The following is a 14,352-nucleotide window of genomic DNA, read 5'->3' as shown; positions in this document are numbered from 1 at the left end:
GGGCCACCAGGCCCCGCGCACGGCCCCGCCCGGCCCTCGGAGCGGGGCCTCAGTCGCGTACGGCGTCCCGCCGAACGTCGCGTCCCACGCCCCACTCCACCCGCGGTCCCTCGACCGCGTGTGCCGCGTGCTGCGGGGGGTGCGCGGCGCGCCCCAGCGCGAAGACGTCCTCCGCGCCGTCCAGGACGCCGCCGGACGGGTCGTCGCTCCCGTCGCGGCGTACCGGGTCCCGCTCCGGCAGCAGGATGTCGCGTACGACCATGGCGCACAGGAACAGCGTCCCGACGAGGTGCAGGACGATCGCGAACTGGTAGCCCTCGGTCGGCAGCCCCTGCTTGTTGCCGCTCGACGTGTACGCCAGGTACATCCAGATCCCGAGGAAGTACATGACCTCGCAGCCCTGCCAGATCAGGAAGTCCCGCCAGCGCGGGCGGGCGAGGGCGGCGAGCGGGATCAGCCACAGCACGTACTGCGGCGAGTAGACCTTGTTGGTGAGGATGAACGCCGCGACCACGAGGAACGCCAGCTGCGCGAAACGCGGGCGGCGCGGCGCGGTGAGGGCCAGCGCGGCGATTCCGGCGCAGGCCAGCACCATCAGCAGGATCGCGTACGTGTTGACGGCCTCGACGTCGATGTCCACACCCGTGCGCTGCGTGATGATCAGCCAGAAGGAGCCGAAATCGATGCGGCGCTCCTGGCTGAAGGAGTAGAACTTCTTCCAGCCCTCGGGGGCCAGCACCATCACCGGCAGGTTGACCGCCAGCCAGGAGGCGGCCGTGCCCACCAGGGCGGCCGCGAACTCCCGCCACCTCCAGGCCCGCCAGCACAGCAGGAACAGCGGCCCGAGCAGGAGGAACGGGTAGAACTTGGCGGCCGTGGCGAGTCCGAGGAGCAGCCCGCACGCGAGCGCCCGCCCCCTGGACCACATCAGCATGGCGGCGGCGGTGAGGGCGACGGCGAGCAGGTCCCAGTTGATGGTGGCGGTCAGCGCGAGCGCCGGCGCCAGGGCGACGAGCAGCGCGTCCCAGGGGCGACGGCGGTGCGTGCGCGCGACGCAGACGGCGAGCACGGCCGCGCAGACCATCAGCATGCCGGCGTTGACCATCCAGTACGCCTGCTCGCGGGACTGGACGTCCCCTCCGAAGGGACCGGTGATCCACGCGGCGACCTGCATGAACAGCCCGGTCAGGATGGGGTACTCGAGGTACTCCATGTCGCCGGCGAGCCGGTCGAAGTAGGGGATCAGGCCGTCGGCGAACCCACGCGCCAGGAACAGGTGCGGGATGTCGGAGTAGCAGGCGTGGGTGTACTGCGAGCTGGTGCCCCGGAACCAGGCCCAGTTGTAGCAGGGCAGCTTCTGGACCATCCCCAGCGCGAACATCCCGATCGCGACGAGCGCGACGACCCGCACCGGTGTGAGCGGACCGCCACCGGACCGCGCCCAGCGGCCGAACGGTCCGCCGATCAGCTCGCTGCCGGCGGCCGCGACCTCGTCCCGCCGCGTCGGGGGCACGACGGGCAGGTCCGGGTGCACGTGCGTCTCCTGTGGGCTCGGCATGGGGGACATCCTGCCGTACACCTCTGTGGATCCGTGCGGCCTGTGGACAACCCTGGGCAACGGCGAGGGCCGCCGCACCCGCCCGCGTACGTCGTGTACGCGGCAGGTGCGGCGGCCCTCGCCCGGCCGGTCCGGCTGGTCCGGCTCGTCCGCGGGTTGGCCCGGCGCTAGCCGTCCACCCCGCCGAACCAGCCTCCTCCGTTGCCTTCACCGCCGTTGCCGTTGCCACCGTTGCCGTTGGTGCCGCCGCCTGTCGGCGGTGTCGGTGTGGGTGTCAGGCCACCGGTGGTACCGCCGTCGGTCGTTCCGCCGGTGTCCGTATCGCCGCCGCCGGTGTCCGTATCGCCGCCGCCGGTCTGGCCGCCGTTCTGCCCCTTGCAGTCCCAGTCGAGCGGGCCGCAGGAGTCGGAAGGCGTGGGGCTCGGGGACGGCGTGGTCTCCGACGGGGACGGGGACGGCGTCTCCGACGGGCTCGCCGACGGCGTCGGGGACGGCGTGGGCTTCGGGCTCTCGGCCCCGCCGCCCCACACGGGCTCGGCGCCCAGGTCCTCGGGCTCCGGGAACTTCAGGACCTTCTCGCCCTTGAGCGCCTCGGACATGTACTTCTGCCAGATCTCGGACGGGAACGAGGAGCCGTGGATCTTCTTCTGACCACCGGTGCCGAACATCTTCAGGAACTCGCGGTTCTTGTTCGACGCGTTGTCGTCCATCCGGTACATGTCGATGGCGGTCGACAGCTGAGGCGTGTAGCCCACGAACCAGGCCGACCGGTTGCCGTCGGTGGTACCGGTCTTGCCGGCGACGTGGCGGCCCGGGATGGCGGCGTTGTTACCGGTGCCGTCCGGGTGTTCCACGACGTCCCTCAGCACGTCGGTCACGTTGCTCGCGACGGCGGAGGAGAACTTCCGGGAGGCCTTGTCCTCGTGCTTGTAGACGGTGTGCCCGCTCTTCTTCACTTCCTTGACGGAGTACGGCTCGCGCTGCTCGCCGTTGGCCGCGAAGGTCGCGTACGCACCCGCCATGCGGATGGCGCTCGGGTCGGAGATACCGATCGAGAACGACGGCACGTTGCCCTTGGCGAGGCTCTCCGGCCGCAGGCCGGCATCGATGGCCGCCTGCCGCACCTGCGGGATGCCGACGTCCATGCCGAGCTGCACGAAGGGCGAGTTGGCGGAGTGGATCATGGCCTTGCGGAGGTTGATGTCGCCGTAGCTCTGATCACCGTCGTTGACCTGCAGCCACTCCTTGCCCTCTTCGTTCTGCCAGACGGTGCCGTCGTAATTCTTGATCTTGAGCTTGTTGTCACCGTTGTAGATCGCGGTGTCCGGGTCGATGATCCGGCGCTCGCTCTCGCCCTGATCGGCCGGCAGTTCCGGGTTCCGGACGCCGTCGCGCATCGCCGCGGCCAGCACGAACGGCTTGAAGGTCGATCCGACCTGGGCACCGGTCTGGTCGGCGTTGTTGGTGAAGTGCTTGGTCGCGTCGGTGCCGCCGTAGATGGCGACGATCGCACCCGTCTTGGGGTCGACCGAAGCGCCGCCGAACTGGACGTGCGTGTCCGTGTCCGGGCGCTTCTTGGGGTCGATGTGCTTGTCGTGGACGCTCTTGACGGCCGCTTCGAGCTGCTTGACCTTCTCCTTGTCGAAGGTCGTGTAGATCTCGTAGCCGCCCTCGGCCAGCTTCTGCGCCGAGATGTTCTGGTCGTTGTTGTTGATGAAGTAGGCCTTGGCCAGGTCGACCAGGTAACCGGTCTGGCCGCCCAGCGTCGCGCTCTTCTTCGGCGGCTCGATGTCCGGCAGCTCGGTGTACTTGGCCCGCTCGGCAGCGTTGAGGTGCCCGTCCTTGACCATCTCGTCGAGGATCCACCTCCACCGCTTGGTGGCGCGCTCGGTGTTGTCCTTCGCGTTCGCGGCCGGGTCGATCTCGGGGGCGCCGGCCGGGTCGTAGTACGTGGAGCCCTTCAGGAGCGTGGCGAGGAACGCGCACTGGTCGGGCTCCAGATCCTTCGCATTCCTGTCGAAGTACGTCCGGGCGGCGGCCTGGATCCCGTACGCCCCGCGGCCGTAGTACGAGGTGTTCAGGTAACCCGCCATGATCTTGGGCTTCTCGACCTCGTTGCCGACCTTTATGGAGATGAACAGCTCCTTGGCCTTGCGGCTCAGGGTCTGGGACTGGTCGTTGAGCATGGCGTTCTTGACGTACTGCTGGGTGATGGTCGAGCCACCCTGCGTCTGCCCGCCCATCGCCATGTTGACCACGGCGCGGCCGATACCCCTCGGGTCGATGCCCGAGTCGGTCCAGAAGGTCTTGTTCTCCGCCGAGATCACCGCGTTCCGCATGGCCACGGGGATCTGGTCGTACGCGATGATCTGCCGGTTGATCTCACCACCGGTCGCGGCCATCTGCGTGCCGTCGGACCAGTAGTAGACGTTGTTCTGCGCCTTGGCGATCTTGTCCTCGTCGGGCAGATCGACCCACGCGTACGCGATCGTCGCCGCGCCCATCAGCGCGCCCGCGAACCCGAGGAACAGCCCTGCCACGAGCTTCCAGGACGGCATCCAGCGGCGCCACCCGTACTTGTCGTGGCGGGGGTAGTCGATCAGGCGCTTCTTCCCGGGCTGCCCACCGGCGCCACGGCCTCCGCCCCCGCCGCGACCCCGCCCGCCACCGCGCTGGGCGGCGCGGCGGGCTTCGGCGCGGCCGCCGTACTGGGGCTCCGTACCGTACGCGTCTGAAGGGGACCCGTGACCGGCTCCCCGTGCTTGAGCCGCCCGGCGGCCTGAGGGCTGCTGGGCGGCTCGCCTGGCCGCGGCACGCCCGCCACCCTGTGGCTGCGGCGGTTTGCGACGGTGCTCGCTCATCGAACGACTACTCCTCGGGCAGGCGAGTACGCCTGGAAGCGGCAGTGAGTTCCGGTCCCCCCGAAATGACGACGGACCAGCCCTGGCTCGGGCTCATCCGCCATGCACAGAGTGCACTCAGGACGAGGACGCCCCCTGACGCCGCTTGGTTCCCGGTGCTGTGCATGCCGCACAGACTACGCACGGCCAAAACCCACCTAGAGGCGAAGTTCACCCCAAATCAGGCAACTCGTGTGCTGTGAATCAGTGATGTGACGCCGCTCACTATGACCTCACTTGTCGCGAGGAGATCACCGTTCTATCGTCTGGATGTATCGAGTCGATACATCAGCACGGCATAAGCAACGGCGTGAGCAAGCGTGACGGTGACGGAGGAGGCGACGCATGAGCAGGCGCTCCGGCATCCTCGAGTTCGCCGTCCTGGGCCTGCTCCGCGAGGCGCCGATGCACGGGTACGAGCTGCGCAAGCGGCTCAACACCTCGCTGGGGATCTTCCGGGCGTTCAGTTACGGGACGCTTTACCCCTGCCTCAAGACGCTGGTCGCAAACGGCTGGCTGATCGAGGAGCCGGGCAGCGCGCCCGAGGACGCCCTCGCCGCTTCGCTCGCGGGACGCCGAGCGAAGATCGTCTACCGGTTGACGGCCGAGGGGAAGGAGCACTTCGAGGAGCTCCTCTCCCACACCGGTCCGGACGCGTGGGAGGACGAGCACTTCGCGGCACGCTTCGCCTTCTTCGGGCAGACCGAGCGCGAGGTGCGGATGCGCGTGCTGGAGGGGCGCCGCAGCCGCCTGGAGGAGCGTCTGGAGAAGATGCGCGCCTCCCTGGCCCGTACGCGCGAGCGCCTGGACGACTACACGCTTGAGCTGCAGCGCCACGGCATGGAGTCCGTGGAGCGCGAAGTGCGCTGGCTGAACGAGCTCATCGAGAGCGAGCGGGCGGGGCGGGATCAGAGACGATCCGGCCCGGAAGCCCCGGGGGACGCCGCTCAGCAGGACAACACATCTGGAGAGACGGGCGGCCTGCCCCGGCACGGGGGCAGTACCCGGCCGGATCCGTCCGACGACACCGCTAAGTGAGGCCCTGCGACTTGCAGGGCCTCGTCGAGAACACACAGGGAGCAACCGGAATGGGTTCGGTTCGCGTAGCCATCGTCGGCGTGGGCAACTGCGCCGCCTCGCTGGTGCAGGGCGTCGAGTACTACAAGGACGCCGACCCGGCGGGCAAGGTGCCGGGTCTGATGCACGTCCAGTTCGGCGAGTACCACGTCCGGGACGTCGAGTTCGTGGCCGCGTTCGACGTGGACGCGAAGAAGGTGGGCCTTGACCTCGCGGACGCCATCGGCGCCAGCGAGAACAACACCATCAAGATCTGCGACGTGCCGTCGACGGGCGTGACCGTCCAGCGCGGCCACACCCTGGACGGTCTGGGCAAGTACTACCGCCAGACCATCGAGGAGTCCTCCGAGGCCCCGGTCGACGTCGTCCAGGTGCTCAAGGACAAGCAGGTCGACGTCCTCGTCTGCTACCTGCCGGTCGGCTCCGAGGACGCGGCGAAGTTCTACGCCCAGTGCGCCATCGACGCCAAGGTCGCCTTCGTCAACGCCCTCCCGGTCTTCATCGCCGGCACCAAGGAGTGGGCCGACAAGTTCACCGAGGCCGGTGTCCCGATCGTCGGTGACGACATCAAGTCCCAGGTCGGCGCCACCATCACGCACCGCGTCATGGCCAAGCTCTTCGAGGACCGGGGCGTCGTCCTGGACCGCACGATGCAGCTGAACGTCGGCGGCAACATGGACTTCAAGAACATGCTCGAGCGCGAGCGCCTGGAGTCCAAGAAGATCTCCAAGACGCAGGCCGTCACCTCCCAGATCCCCGACCGGGACCTCGGCGAGAACAACGTCCACATCGGCCCGTCCGACTACGTGGCCTGGCTCGACGACCGCAAGTGGGCGTACGTCCGCCTCGAGGGCCGCGCGTTCGGTGACGTCCCGCTGAACCTGGAGTACAAGCTCGAGGTGTGGGACTCCCCGAACTCCGCGGGTGTCATCATCGACGCCCTGCGCGCCGCGAAGATCGCCAAGGACCGGGGCATCGGCGGCCCGATCCTCTCCGCGTCCTCGTACTTCATGAAGTCCCCGCCGGTCCAGTACTTCGACGACGTGGCCCGTGAGAACGTCGAGAAGTTCATCCGTGGCGAGGTCGAGCGCTGAGGCGACGCCGAGCGCTGAGCGGCACCCGCTCTGTCGAAGGTCCCCGTGGCATCTGCCCGGGGGCCTTCGCCGTATGTGACCCTTGGGCCATGCCCGTCGTACGTGATCTACGCGTACTCCTCCGCCTCGCGGACTTCCGCCGCCTGCTCGCCGTACGACTGCTCTCCCAGTGCGCCGATGGTGTCTACCAGGTCGCCCTCGCCACGTACGTCGTCTTCTCGCCCGAGAAGCAGACCTCACCCGCGGCGATCGCCTCCGCCATGGCGGTGCTGCTGCTGCCCTACTCCCTCGTCGGCCCGTTCGCCGGCGTCCTGCTCGACCGCTGGCGGCGGCGCCAGGTCCTGCTGTACGGGAACCTCCTGCGGGCGGTGCTCGCCGTCGGAACCGCGTTCCTGATCCTCGCCTCCGTGCCGGACTGGCTCTTCTACGCCTCCGCGCTCTCGGTCACGGCCGTCAACCGCTTCGTCCTGGCCGGGCTCTCCGCCGCGCTGCCCCGGGTCGTCGACGCGGAGCGACTGGTGGTGGCCAACTCCCTGTCGCCCACCGCGGGGACCCTGGCCGCGACCGCGGGTGGCGGTCTCGCCTTCGCCGTGCGGCTGCTCATCGCCGACTCCGACGCCGCCGTGGTCGTGCTCGGCGCGCTGCTCTACCTGTCCGCGGCACTCGCTTCCCTGCGCATGGGGCGTGAGCTGCTCGGCCCCGACCCCGAGGTGGTGCAGCCGCGACTCGGGGCGGCGCTCGCCTCGACCGTGCGCGGCCTGGCGAGCGGGCTGCGGCATCTGGCGGAGCGCCGGGACGCGGCTCGGGCGCTGGCCGCGATGACCGTCATGCGCTTCTGCTACGGCGCGCTGACGGTGATGGTGCTCATGCTGTGCCGCTACCGCTGGGCCGCGACCGAGAAGGAAGGGCTCGCCCTGCTGGGGCTGGCCGTCGGGGTCTCGGGCGCCGGGTTCTTCGCCGCGGCGGTGTGTACGCCGTGGGCGATCGGGCGGGTGGGCCAGTACGGCTGGATGGCGGTGTGCGCCGGGTCGGCCGCGGTCCTGGAGCCTGCGCTGGCACTGCCCTTCGCGCTGGTACCGATGCTGATCGCCGCCTTCGTGCTCGGGCTCACTACGCAGGGGACGAAGATCGCCACCGACACGGTGGTCCAGAAGACGGTGGACGACGCCTATCGGGGGCGAGTCTTCTCCCTCTATGACGTGCTCTTCAACGTCGCCTTCGTCGGCGCTGCGAGCATGGCCGCCCTGATGTTGCCTCCGGACGGCCGGTCCGCCGCGCTGGTGACCGTGGTCGCCGCTCTGTACGCGTGCCTGGCCGCCCTGCTGCTGCGGTGGAAACGCGTGGGCGCCGCGCGCTGAGGTCCCCGCCTCCACAGGAGCGAGGGCGATGTTTCACGTGAAACATCGCCCTCGACTGTTGGTCGCTGTCGCCATGTTTCACGTGAAACATGGCATGCGGTCACGTGCGAGCAGTCTCGTCCTGATCCGCCCACCACTCCTTGAGCGCGGCTACGGCGGCGTCGTGCTCCATCGGTCCGTTCTCCAGGCGCAGCTCCAGCAGGAACTTGTACGCCTGTCCCACGGCCGGCCCCGGACCGATCCCCAGGACGTCCTGGATCTGGTTGCCATCCAGGTCGGGCCGGATCGCGTCCAGCTCCTCCTGCTCCTGGAGCTTGGCGATGCGCTCTTCGAGCCCGTCGTACGCCCGGGAGAGAGCAGCCGCCTTGCGCTTGTTCCGTGTCGTGCAGTCGGACCGGGTCAGCTTGTGCAGCCGGCTCAGCAGCGGCCCCGCGTCGCGCACGTACCGGCGTACGGCCGAGTCGGTCCACTCGCCGGTCCCGTAGCCGTGGAAGCGCAGGTGGAGCTCCACCAGACGTGCGACGTCCTTGACCATGTCGTTGGAGTACTTCAGCGCGGTCATGCGCTTCTTGACCATCTTGGCGCCGACCACCTCGTGGTGGTGGAACGAGACCCGCCCGTCGGGCTCGAAGCGCCGCGTGCGCGGCTTGCCGATGTCGTGCAGCAGCGCAGCCAGTCGAAGAACCAGGTCGGGCCCGTCCTCTTCGAGGTCGATGGCCTGCTCCAGCACGATCAGCGAGTGGTCGTAGACGTCCTTGTGCCGGTGGTGCTCGTCACTCTCCAGCCGCAGCGCGGGCAGCTCGGGCAGCACCCGGTCGGCGAGACCGGTCATGACCAGCAGGCCCAGGCCCTTGCGCGGGTTCGCGGAGAGGATGAGCTTGTTGAGCTCGTCCCGCACGCGCTCGGCGGAGACGATGTCGATGCGCTCCGCCATCTCCGTCATCGCGGTGATGACCTCGGTCGCCACGTCGAAGTCGAGCTGCGCGGCGAACCGTGCGGCGCGCATCATCCGCAGCGGGTCGTCCGAGAAGGACTCCTCCGGTGTGCCGGGTGTCCGCAGGACACGCGCGGAGAGGTCCTGAAGACCACCGTGGGGGTCGATGAACTCCTTCTCCGGCAGCGCGACCGCCATCGCGTTCACCGTGAAGTCCCGACGCACGAGGTCTTCCTCGATGGAGTCGCCGTAGGAGACCTCGGGCTTGCGGGAGGTCCGGTCGTACGCCTCGGAGCGGTAGGTCGTGATCTCGATCTGGAACTGCTGGTCGGCGTCCCCGACGCGGGCGCTCTTCTGCGCCCCCACCGTGCCGAAGGCGATCCCGACGTCCCAGACGGACTCCGCCCACGGCCTCACGATCTTCAGCACGTCCTGCGGACGGGCGTCCGTGGTGAAATCCAGGTCGTTGCCGAGCCGCCCGAGCAGCGCGTCCCGCACCGAGCCGCCGACGAGGGCAAGGCTGAACCCGGCCTCCTTGAAGCGGCGGGCGAGATCGTCGGCGACGGGGGACACGCGCAGTAGTTCACTGACCGCGCGGCGTTGCGCCTGGCTCAGGGCGGTCGGGTTCTCTTCGTTGGGGTTCGGCACAGCAGAAAAGGTTACGTGCCCTGGCCCGCCGGGGCGTCCCCGTTTCGGCCCGGGCATGTGGAGCACTCCGCGGCACTTAGCCCCAGCCGGTCTCGTTACCATGCGTGGACGCAGAATCCGACAACCACCAACGGCAACCAGACGACGAGGGACGGGCAGCGCGTGGCCGAGGCGGCAGACTTCCAGGGCACCCGCCCCTCCCCTGCCCGCCGGTGGCTGCGGCGTTCGGCCTCGGTGGTCGCTGCTCTGCCCCTGTTCGCCACCCTGCTGTACGGCCCCCTGGCCTCCTCCGCGCACGCCGACGAGAAAACTCCAGGATCACGGACCGTGGATGTGTCCCTGGACACGTTGGCCCCGAGCACGCCCACGGAGGGAGACACCCTCACCATCACCGGCTCGGTGACCAACCAGGGCAAGCAGACGGTCAACGGGGCGACGGTGGATCTGCGGGTGGGGTCCGCGCTGCCCAACCGGGGCACGATCGACGAGGTGGCCCAGCGCAAGGGCTTCACGCCCAGCAGTGACGGCACCGCGGTCGCCCCCGCCTACGCTTACCCGATCCCGACGCTCCCGGCGGGGACCACCCAGGAGTTCCGTCTCTCCGTGCCGGTCGACAAGCTCGGCCTCGGCAAGGCGGGCGTGTACCAGCTCGGGGTGTCGCTGACGGGACGGACGCCCAGCGACCCCTACAACCAGGTGCTCGGCATCGAGCGCACCTTCCTTCCCTGGCAGCCGGACGACACCGAGAAGAAGACCCAGCTCACCTATCTCTGGCCGCTGATCTCCTCGACGCGGCTGTCCGCGGAGACCGGCTCGGACGATCAGCAGACCCCGGTCTTCGAGAACGACGACCTGGCCGCCGAGCTCGCCCCCGGCGGACGGCTGGAGCGTCTCGTCTCCCTCGGCTCCGAGCTCCCGGTCACCTGGGTCATCGACCCCGACCTCCTCGCCACCGTGGAGGCGATGACCCGGAACTACCAGGTCAAGGACGGGGACACCGACGTCCCGGGCCGCAACCAGGCCGTCGCCAAGCAGTGGCTGAACTCCCTGGAGAAGGCGGTGGAGGGCGGCAAGGTGGTCGCGCTTCCCTACGCCGACCCCGACCTGGCGTCGCTCGCCCACCGCGGCAAGGACGTCTCCGGTTCCCTCAGCCATCTCCAGCCGGCCACCGAGCTCGCCGAGACCACCGTGGAGACGATCCTCCACGTGAAGCCGTCCGTCGACTTCGCCTGGCCGGTCGACGGAGCGCTCGACCCGTCCATCGTCGACATCGCCACCTCCGCCGGCGCCGACAAGGTCATCGCGCGCAGCGACAGCGTGCGCGACACCCTCCCGTACACGCCGACGGCCGCCCGGCCCATCGGTGGCGGCACCACGGCCGTGGTGGCCGACGAGGCGCTGTCCACCGCCTTCCACGGCGACATGACCAGGGCGGAGAACTCCACGCTGGCGGTCCAGCGGTTCCTCGCCCACACCCTGACCGTGACGCAGCAGCAGCCGGAGAAGCAGCGCAGCGTCGTCGTCGCGCCGCAGCGCATGCCGACCGCCGCCCAGGCCCAGTCGATGGCGAGCGCGCTGCGGGGCTTGTCCGCCCAGCGCTGGACGCTCCCCGCCGACCTGATCACCGCGGCGGCCGCCGAGCCCGACCCGCGCGCCACCACCCAGGTCCCCAACGCGTCCCGCTACCCGCAGAAGCTGCGCCGCCATGAGCTTCCCGTGCAGGCCTTCCAGGACATGAAGGCCACGCGGGAGACGCTGGACAACTTCAAGGTGATCCTCACCGCGGCCTACCGGGTGGTGACACCGGTGGGCAACGCGATCAACCGTGAGATGTCGACCTCCTGGCGGGGGCGGCCGGACGCGGTGGCGTACCGCAGCGGCGTGCTGACGCATCTGAAGAGCCTGACCACCGAGGTCAAGCTGATCGAGAAGTCCGACCTGACCCTCTCCGGCCGCAGCGCCACGATCCCGGTGACCGTGCAGAACAAGCTGCTGCAGGGCGTCGACCACCTGGTGCTGCGGCTGACGTCCTCCAAGCCGACCCGCCTGAAGCTCAACGGAAGCGACACCGTCTCCGAGCAGCCGGTGAGGATCGACGGCGGGCACAGCCAGTCGGTGAAGTTCACCGCCTCCGCCAACGCCAACGGCCCGGTCCCCATGACGGCGCAGCTGTACACGGAGGACGGCAGGCCGTACGGCAAGCCGATGCACTTCACCGTCAAGGTCTCCGAGATCACGCCGACGGTGATGCTCGTCATCGCGGGTGGTGTACTGCTGCTGGTCCTCGCCGGCGTCAGGATGTACACCCAGCGCAAGCGCGCCGCCGCCCGGGAGGCCTCCGCGGAGGAGGTCGCTGCGGAAGAGGCCGCCGCGGAAGAGGCCGATCCGCAGCAGCCGAGTGACCCTGCGCCGGACACCCGGGCGCAAAGCACCGAGCCGTCCGGCCCGGGTGAGAAAGTGGACCGTTGAGCGATGTCGTGGCCGGCCGGCCGGGGACGATGAGGTGGGGTTATCCATGAACGCGCCGTACGACGGTGACCGCGGCCAGGGCGCGGGTGGCGGCGGTACGCCTCCCGGCGGGACGCACGCGGCGCCCCCGGCGGACCAGGTACCGCCACCGGCGTCACCGCCTGCCCCGGATCCGTACGTCCCGGACCCCTACGTCCAGGACGCCTACGACCACGACCCGTACCGGTCGCACGACCTCTCCGCGCAGGACCCGGTGGGCGAGGCGCTCTACGACCGCGCCGCGCACCCGCCGCCCCCGCCCGGCACGTATCCGGAGCCGCAGCCTCTCTACCAGCAGCCCGCCGCTCCCGAGCACGCTCCCAATCCCCACGTCTGGGCACAGACCCCGCCGCCCGAGCCCGACGGCCCTTCCCGCCACCTTCCGTACGGTGACGATCCGCGGACCGTTCAGTACACCGGCGTCGACGACCTCGTCACCCGGGCCGGTGAGGAGGAGCCCACGCCGGACGCCTTCGCCCACCTCTACCGGGACCAGCAGGGCCACGGCCGCCCGCCCGCCGCAGGCCATCCCGGCCCCGGTGAGCCCGAGCCCGAGCCGGTGCCCGCGGCGGTGCCGGCCCCCGCCGCGCCGAAGAAGTCCGGCGGCCGCGCCTCCGGCCTGCTGAAGTCCAGCGCCGTGATGGCCGCCGGCACGCTCGTCTCCCGCCTGACCGGATTCGTCCGCAGTCTGGTCATCACCGGAGCACTGGGCGCCGCCCTGCTCGGTGACGCCTACACCGTCGCGGCGACCCTGCCGACGATGATCTACATCCTCACCGTCGGCGGCGGTCTGAACTCGGTCTTCGTGCCGCAGCTCGTCCGCTCGATGAAGGACGACGAGGACGGCGGCGAGGCCTACGCCAACCGGCTGCTGACCCTGGTCATGGTCGCCCTCGGCGTGATCGTCGCCCTCGCGGTGTTCGGCGCCCCGCTGCTGGTCCGCGCGATGTCGGACACCATCGCCGGTGACGCGGCCGCCAACAGCGTCGCGGTCACCTTCGCCCGCTTCTGCCTGCCTACGATCTTCTTCATGGGCGTGCACGTGGTCATGGGGCAGATCCTCAACGCGCGCGGCAAGTTCGGCGCCATGATGTGGACCCCGGTTCTGAACAACATCGTCGTGATCTTCACGTTCGGGATGTTCATCTGGGTCTACGGCACGTCCGCGGAGACCGGCATGCGTGTCGAGACGATCCCGGACGAGGGTGTCCGGCTGCTCGGCATCGGCACCCTGCTCGGCCTGGTCGTCCAGGCGCTGGCGATGATCCCGTACCTGCGTGAGGCGGGCTTCCGCTTCCGGCCCCGGTTCGACTGGAAGGGCCAAGGCCTCGGCAAGACGGTCAAGCTCGCCAAGTGGACCGTTCTCTTCGTCCTCGCCAACCAGGCCGGTGTCGTCATCGTCACGCAGCTCGCCACGGCGGCCGGCAAGGCCTCCGGCAAGGACGGGGCGGGCATCCTCGCCTACTCCAACGCCCAGCTGATCTGGGGCATGCCGCAGGCCATCATCACCGTCTCCGTCATGGCCGCACTGCTGCCGCGCATCTCCCGCGCCGCGCACGACAACGACCCGGGTGCCGTCCGCGACGACATCTCGCAGGGACTGCGGAACTCGGCCGTCGCGATCGTGCCGATCGCGTTCACCTTCCTCGCGCTCGGCCTGCCGATGTGCACCCTGCTCTTCGCGTCCGCCTCCGACGAGGCCGCGCGCGGCATGGGGTACATGCTCATGGCCTTCGGCCTCGGCCTGATTCCGTACTCGGTGCAGTACGTCGTGCTGCGCGGGTTCTACGCGTACGAGGACACGCGTACGCCCTTCTACAACACCGTCATCGTGGCGGCCGTCAACGCGGCCGCGTCCGGAGTCTGCTACGTGGTGCTGCCGTCCCGGTGGGCCGTCGTCGGCATGGCCGCCTCGTACGGGCTCGCCTACGCCGTCGGTGTCGGGGTCGCGTGGCGCCGGCTGCGCAAGCGGCTCGGCGGCGATCTGGACGGCTCGCACGTCGTACGGACCTACGCGCGGCTGTGCATGGCGTCCATCCCGGCGGCGATGGCCGGCGGCGCCGTCGGTCTCCTCCTGTTGAGGACGCTGGGCGCGGGCGCCCTCGGCTCTCTGGCGGCGCTCGTCGCCGGCGGGGTGGTCCTGCTCGGCGTCTTCTTCGTAGCGGCGCGGAAGATGCGGATTCAGGAGCTCAACGCCATGGTGGGCATGGTCCGCGGCCGTCTGGGCCGCTGACGATCCGGCACGAGCGGACCACCGGGGCAACCATCGTGGGCC

The 14,352-nt window shown here is 69.8% G+C and carries 9 protein-coding genes; 6 read left to right on the top strand and 3 right to left on the bottom strand.

All coding sequences use genetic code 11. From position 1 onward, the window contains the following. Positions 1-49: 49 nt before the first annotated feature. Together AC07FJ_RS15565 and AC07FJ_RS15560 are read right to left on the bottom strand one after the other, a co-directional pair. On the bottom strand, positions 50-1,558 hold the full coding sequence (locus AC07FJ_RS15565) for a glycosyltransferase family 87 protein (RefSeq protein WP_479049245.1): 1,509 nt from the start codon (positions 1,556-1,558) through the stop codon (positions 50-52). Between the two features lie 167 nt (positions 1,559-1,725). Then, entirely contained in the window at positions 1,726-4,116 is a 2,391-nt protein-coding gene (locus AC07FJ_RS15560) for a transglycosylase domain-containing protein (protein WP_479049243.1), read from the bottom strand. 24 nt (positions 4,117-4,140) lie between these two features. Between AC07FJ_RS15560 and AC07FJ_RS15555 the strand changes: the two genes are divergently transcribed. From AC07FJ_RS15555 to AC07FJ_RS15540, 4 genes are all read left to right on the top strand, one after another. Further along, the gene (locus tag AC07FJ_RS15555) at positions 4,141-4,293 is read left to right on the top strand and encodes a hypothetical protein (protein ID WP_479049241.1); all 153 of its coding nucleotides are present in this window, start codon (positions 4,141-4,143) and stop codon (positions 4,291-4,293) included. A gap of 510 nt (positions 4,294-4,803) precedes the next feature. Next, positions 4,804-5,496, top strand: a complete 693-nt coding sequence (locus AC07FJ_RS15550) for a PadR family transcriptional regulator (RefSeq protein WP_479049239.1) — start codon at positions 4,804-4,806, stop codon at positions 5,494-5,496. 50 nt (positions 5,497-5,546) lie between these two features. Beyond that, entirely contained in the window at positions 5,547-6,629 is a 1,083-nt protein-coding gene (locus AC07FJ_RS15545; RefSeq protein ID WP_479049238.1) for an inositol-3-phosphate synthase, read from the top strand. An 89-nt stretch (positions 6,630-6,718) separates the two neighbouring features. Continuing rightward, positions 6,719-7,987, top strand: coding sequence for an MFS transporter (locus AC07FJ_RS15540; RefSeq protein ID WP_479049236.1), 1,269 nt, complete (start codon positions 6,719-6,721; stop codon positions 7,985-7,987). A 100-nt stretch (positions 7,988-8,087) separates the two neighbouring features. Here AC07FJ_RS15540 and AC07FJ_RS15535 read toward each other — a convergent pair whose 3' ends face one another. Next, positions 8,088-9,569, bottom strand: coding sequence for a CCA tRNA nucleotidyltransferase (locus AC07FJ_RS15535; RefSeq protein WP_479049235.1), 1,482 nt, complete (start codon positions 9,567-9,569; stop codon positions 8,088-8,090). Positions 9,570-9,731: 162 nt separating this feature from the next. Between AC07FJ_RS15535 and AC07FJ_RS15530 the strand changes: the two genes are divergently transcribed. Beyond that, on the top strand, positions 9,732-12,038 hold the full coding sequence (locus tag AC07FJ_RS15530; RefSeq protein WP_479049233.1) for a DUF6049 family protein: 2,307 nt from the start codon (positions 9,732-9,734) through the stop codon (positions 12,036-12,038). 46 nt (positions 12,039-12,084) lie between these two features. Continuing rightward, on the top strand, positions 12,085-14,310 hold the full coding sequence (murJ, locus tag AC07FJ_RS15525; protein WP_479049231.1) for a murein biosynthesis integral membrane protein MurJ: 2,226 nt from the start codon (positions 12,085-12,087) through the stop codon (positions 14,308-14,310). The last annotated feature ends 42 nt before the right edge of the window (positions 14,311-14,352 follow it).

The sequence above is a fragment of the Streptomyces sp. NPDC045998 genome, assembly GCF_056430285.1.
This window is presented reverse-complemented; position numbering and strand designations above follow the sequence as displayed.

What these genes read in the sequence shown, in the direction of transcription:
- AC07FJ_RS15565 (WP_479049245.1), bottom strand. Translation starts at nt 1,558, where the DNA reads ATGCCGAGCCCACAGGAGACGCACGTGCACCCGGACCTGCCCGTCGTG.
- AC07FJ_RS15560 (WP_479049243.1), bottom strand. Translation starts at nt 4,116, where the DNA reads ATGCCGTCCTGGAAGCTCGTGGCAGGGCTGTTCCTCGGGTTCGCGGGC.
- AC07FJ_RS15550 (WP_479049239.1), top strand. Translation starts at nt 4,804, where the DNA reads ATGAGCAGGCGCTCCGGCATCCTCGAGTTCGCCGTCCTGGGCCTGCTC.
- AC07FJ_RS15545 (WP_479049238.1), top strand. Translation starts at nt 5,547, where the DNA reads ATGGGTTCGGTTCGCGTAGCCATCGTCGGCGTGGGCAACTGCGCCGCC.
- AC07FJ_RS15540 (WP_479049236.1), top strand. Translation starts at nt 6,719, where the DNA reads ATGCCCGTCGTACGTGATCTACGCGTACTCCTCCGCCTCGCGGACTTC.
- murJ (WP_479049231.1), top strand. Translation starts at nt 12,085, where the DNA reads ATGAACGCGCCGTACGACGGTGACCGCGGCCAGGGCGCGGGTGGCGGC.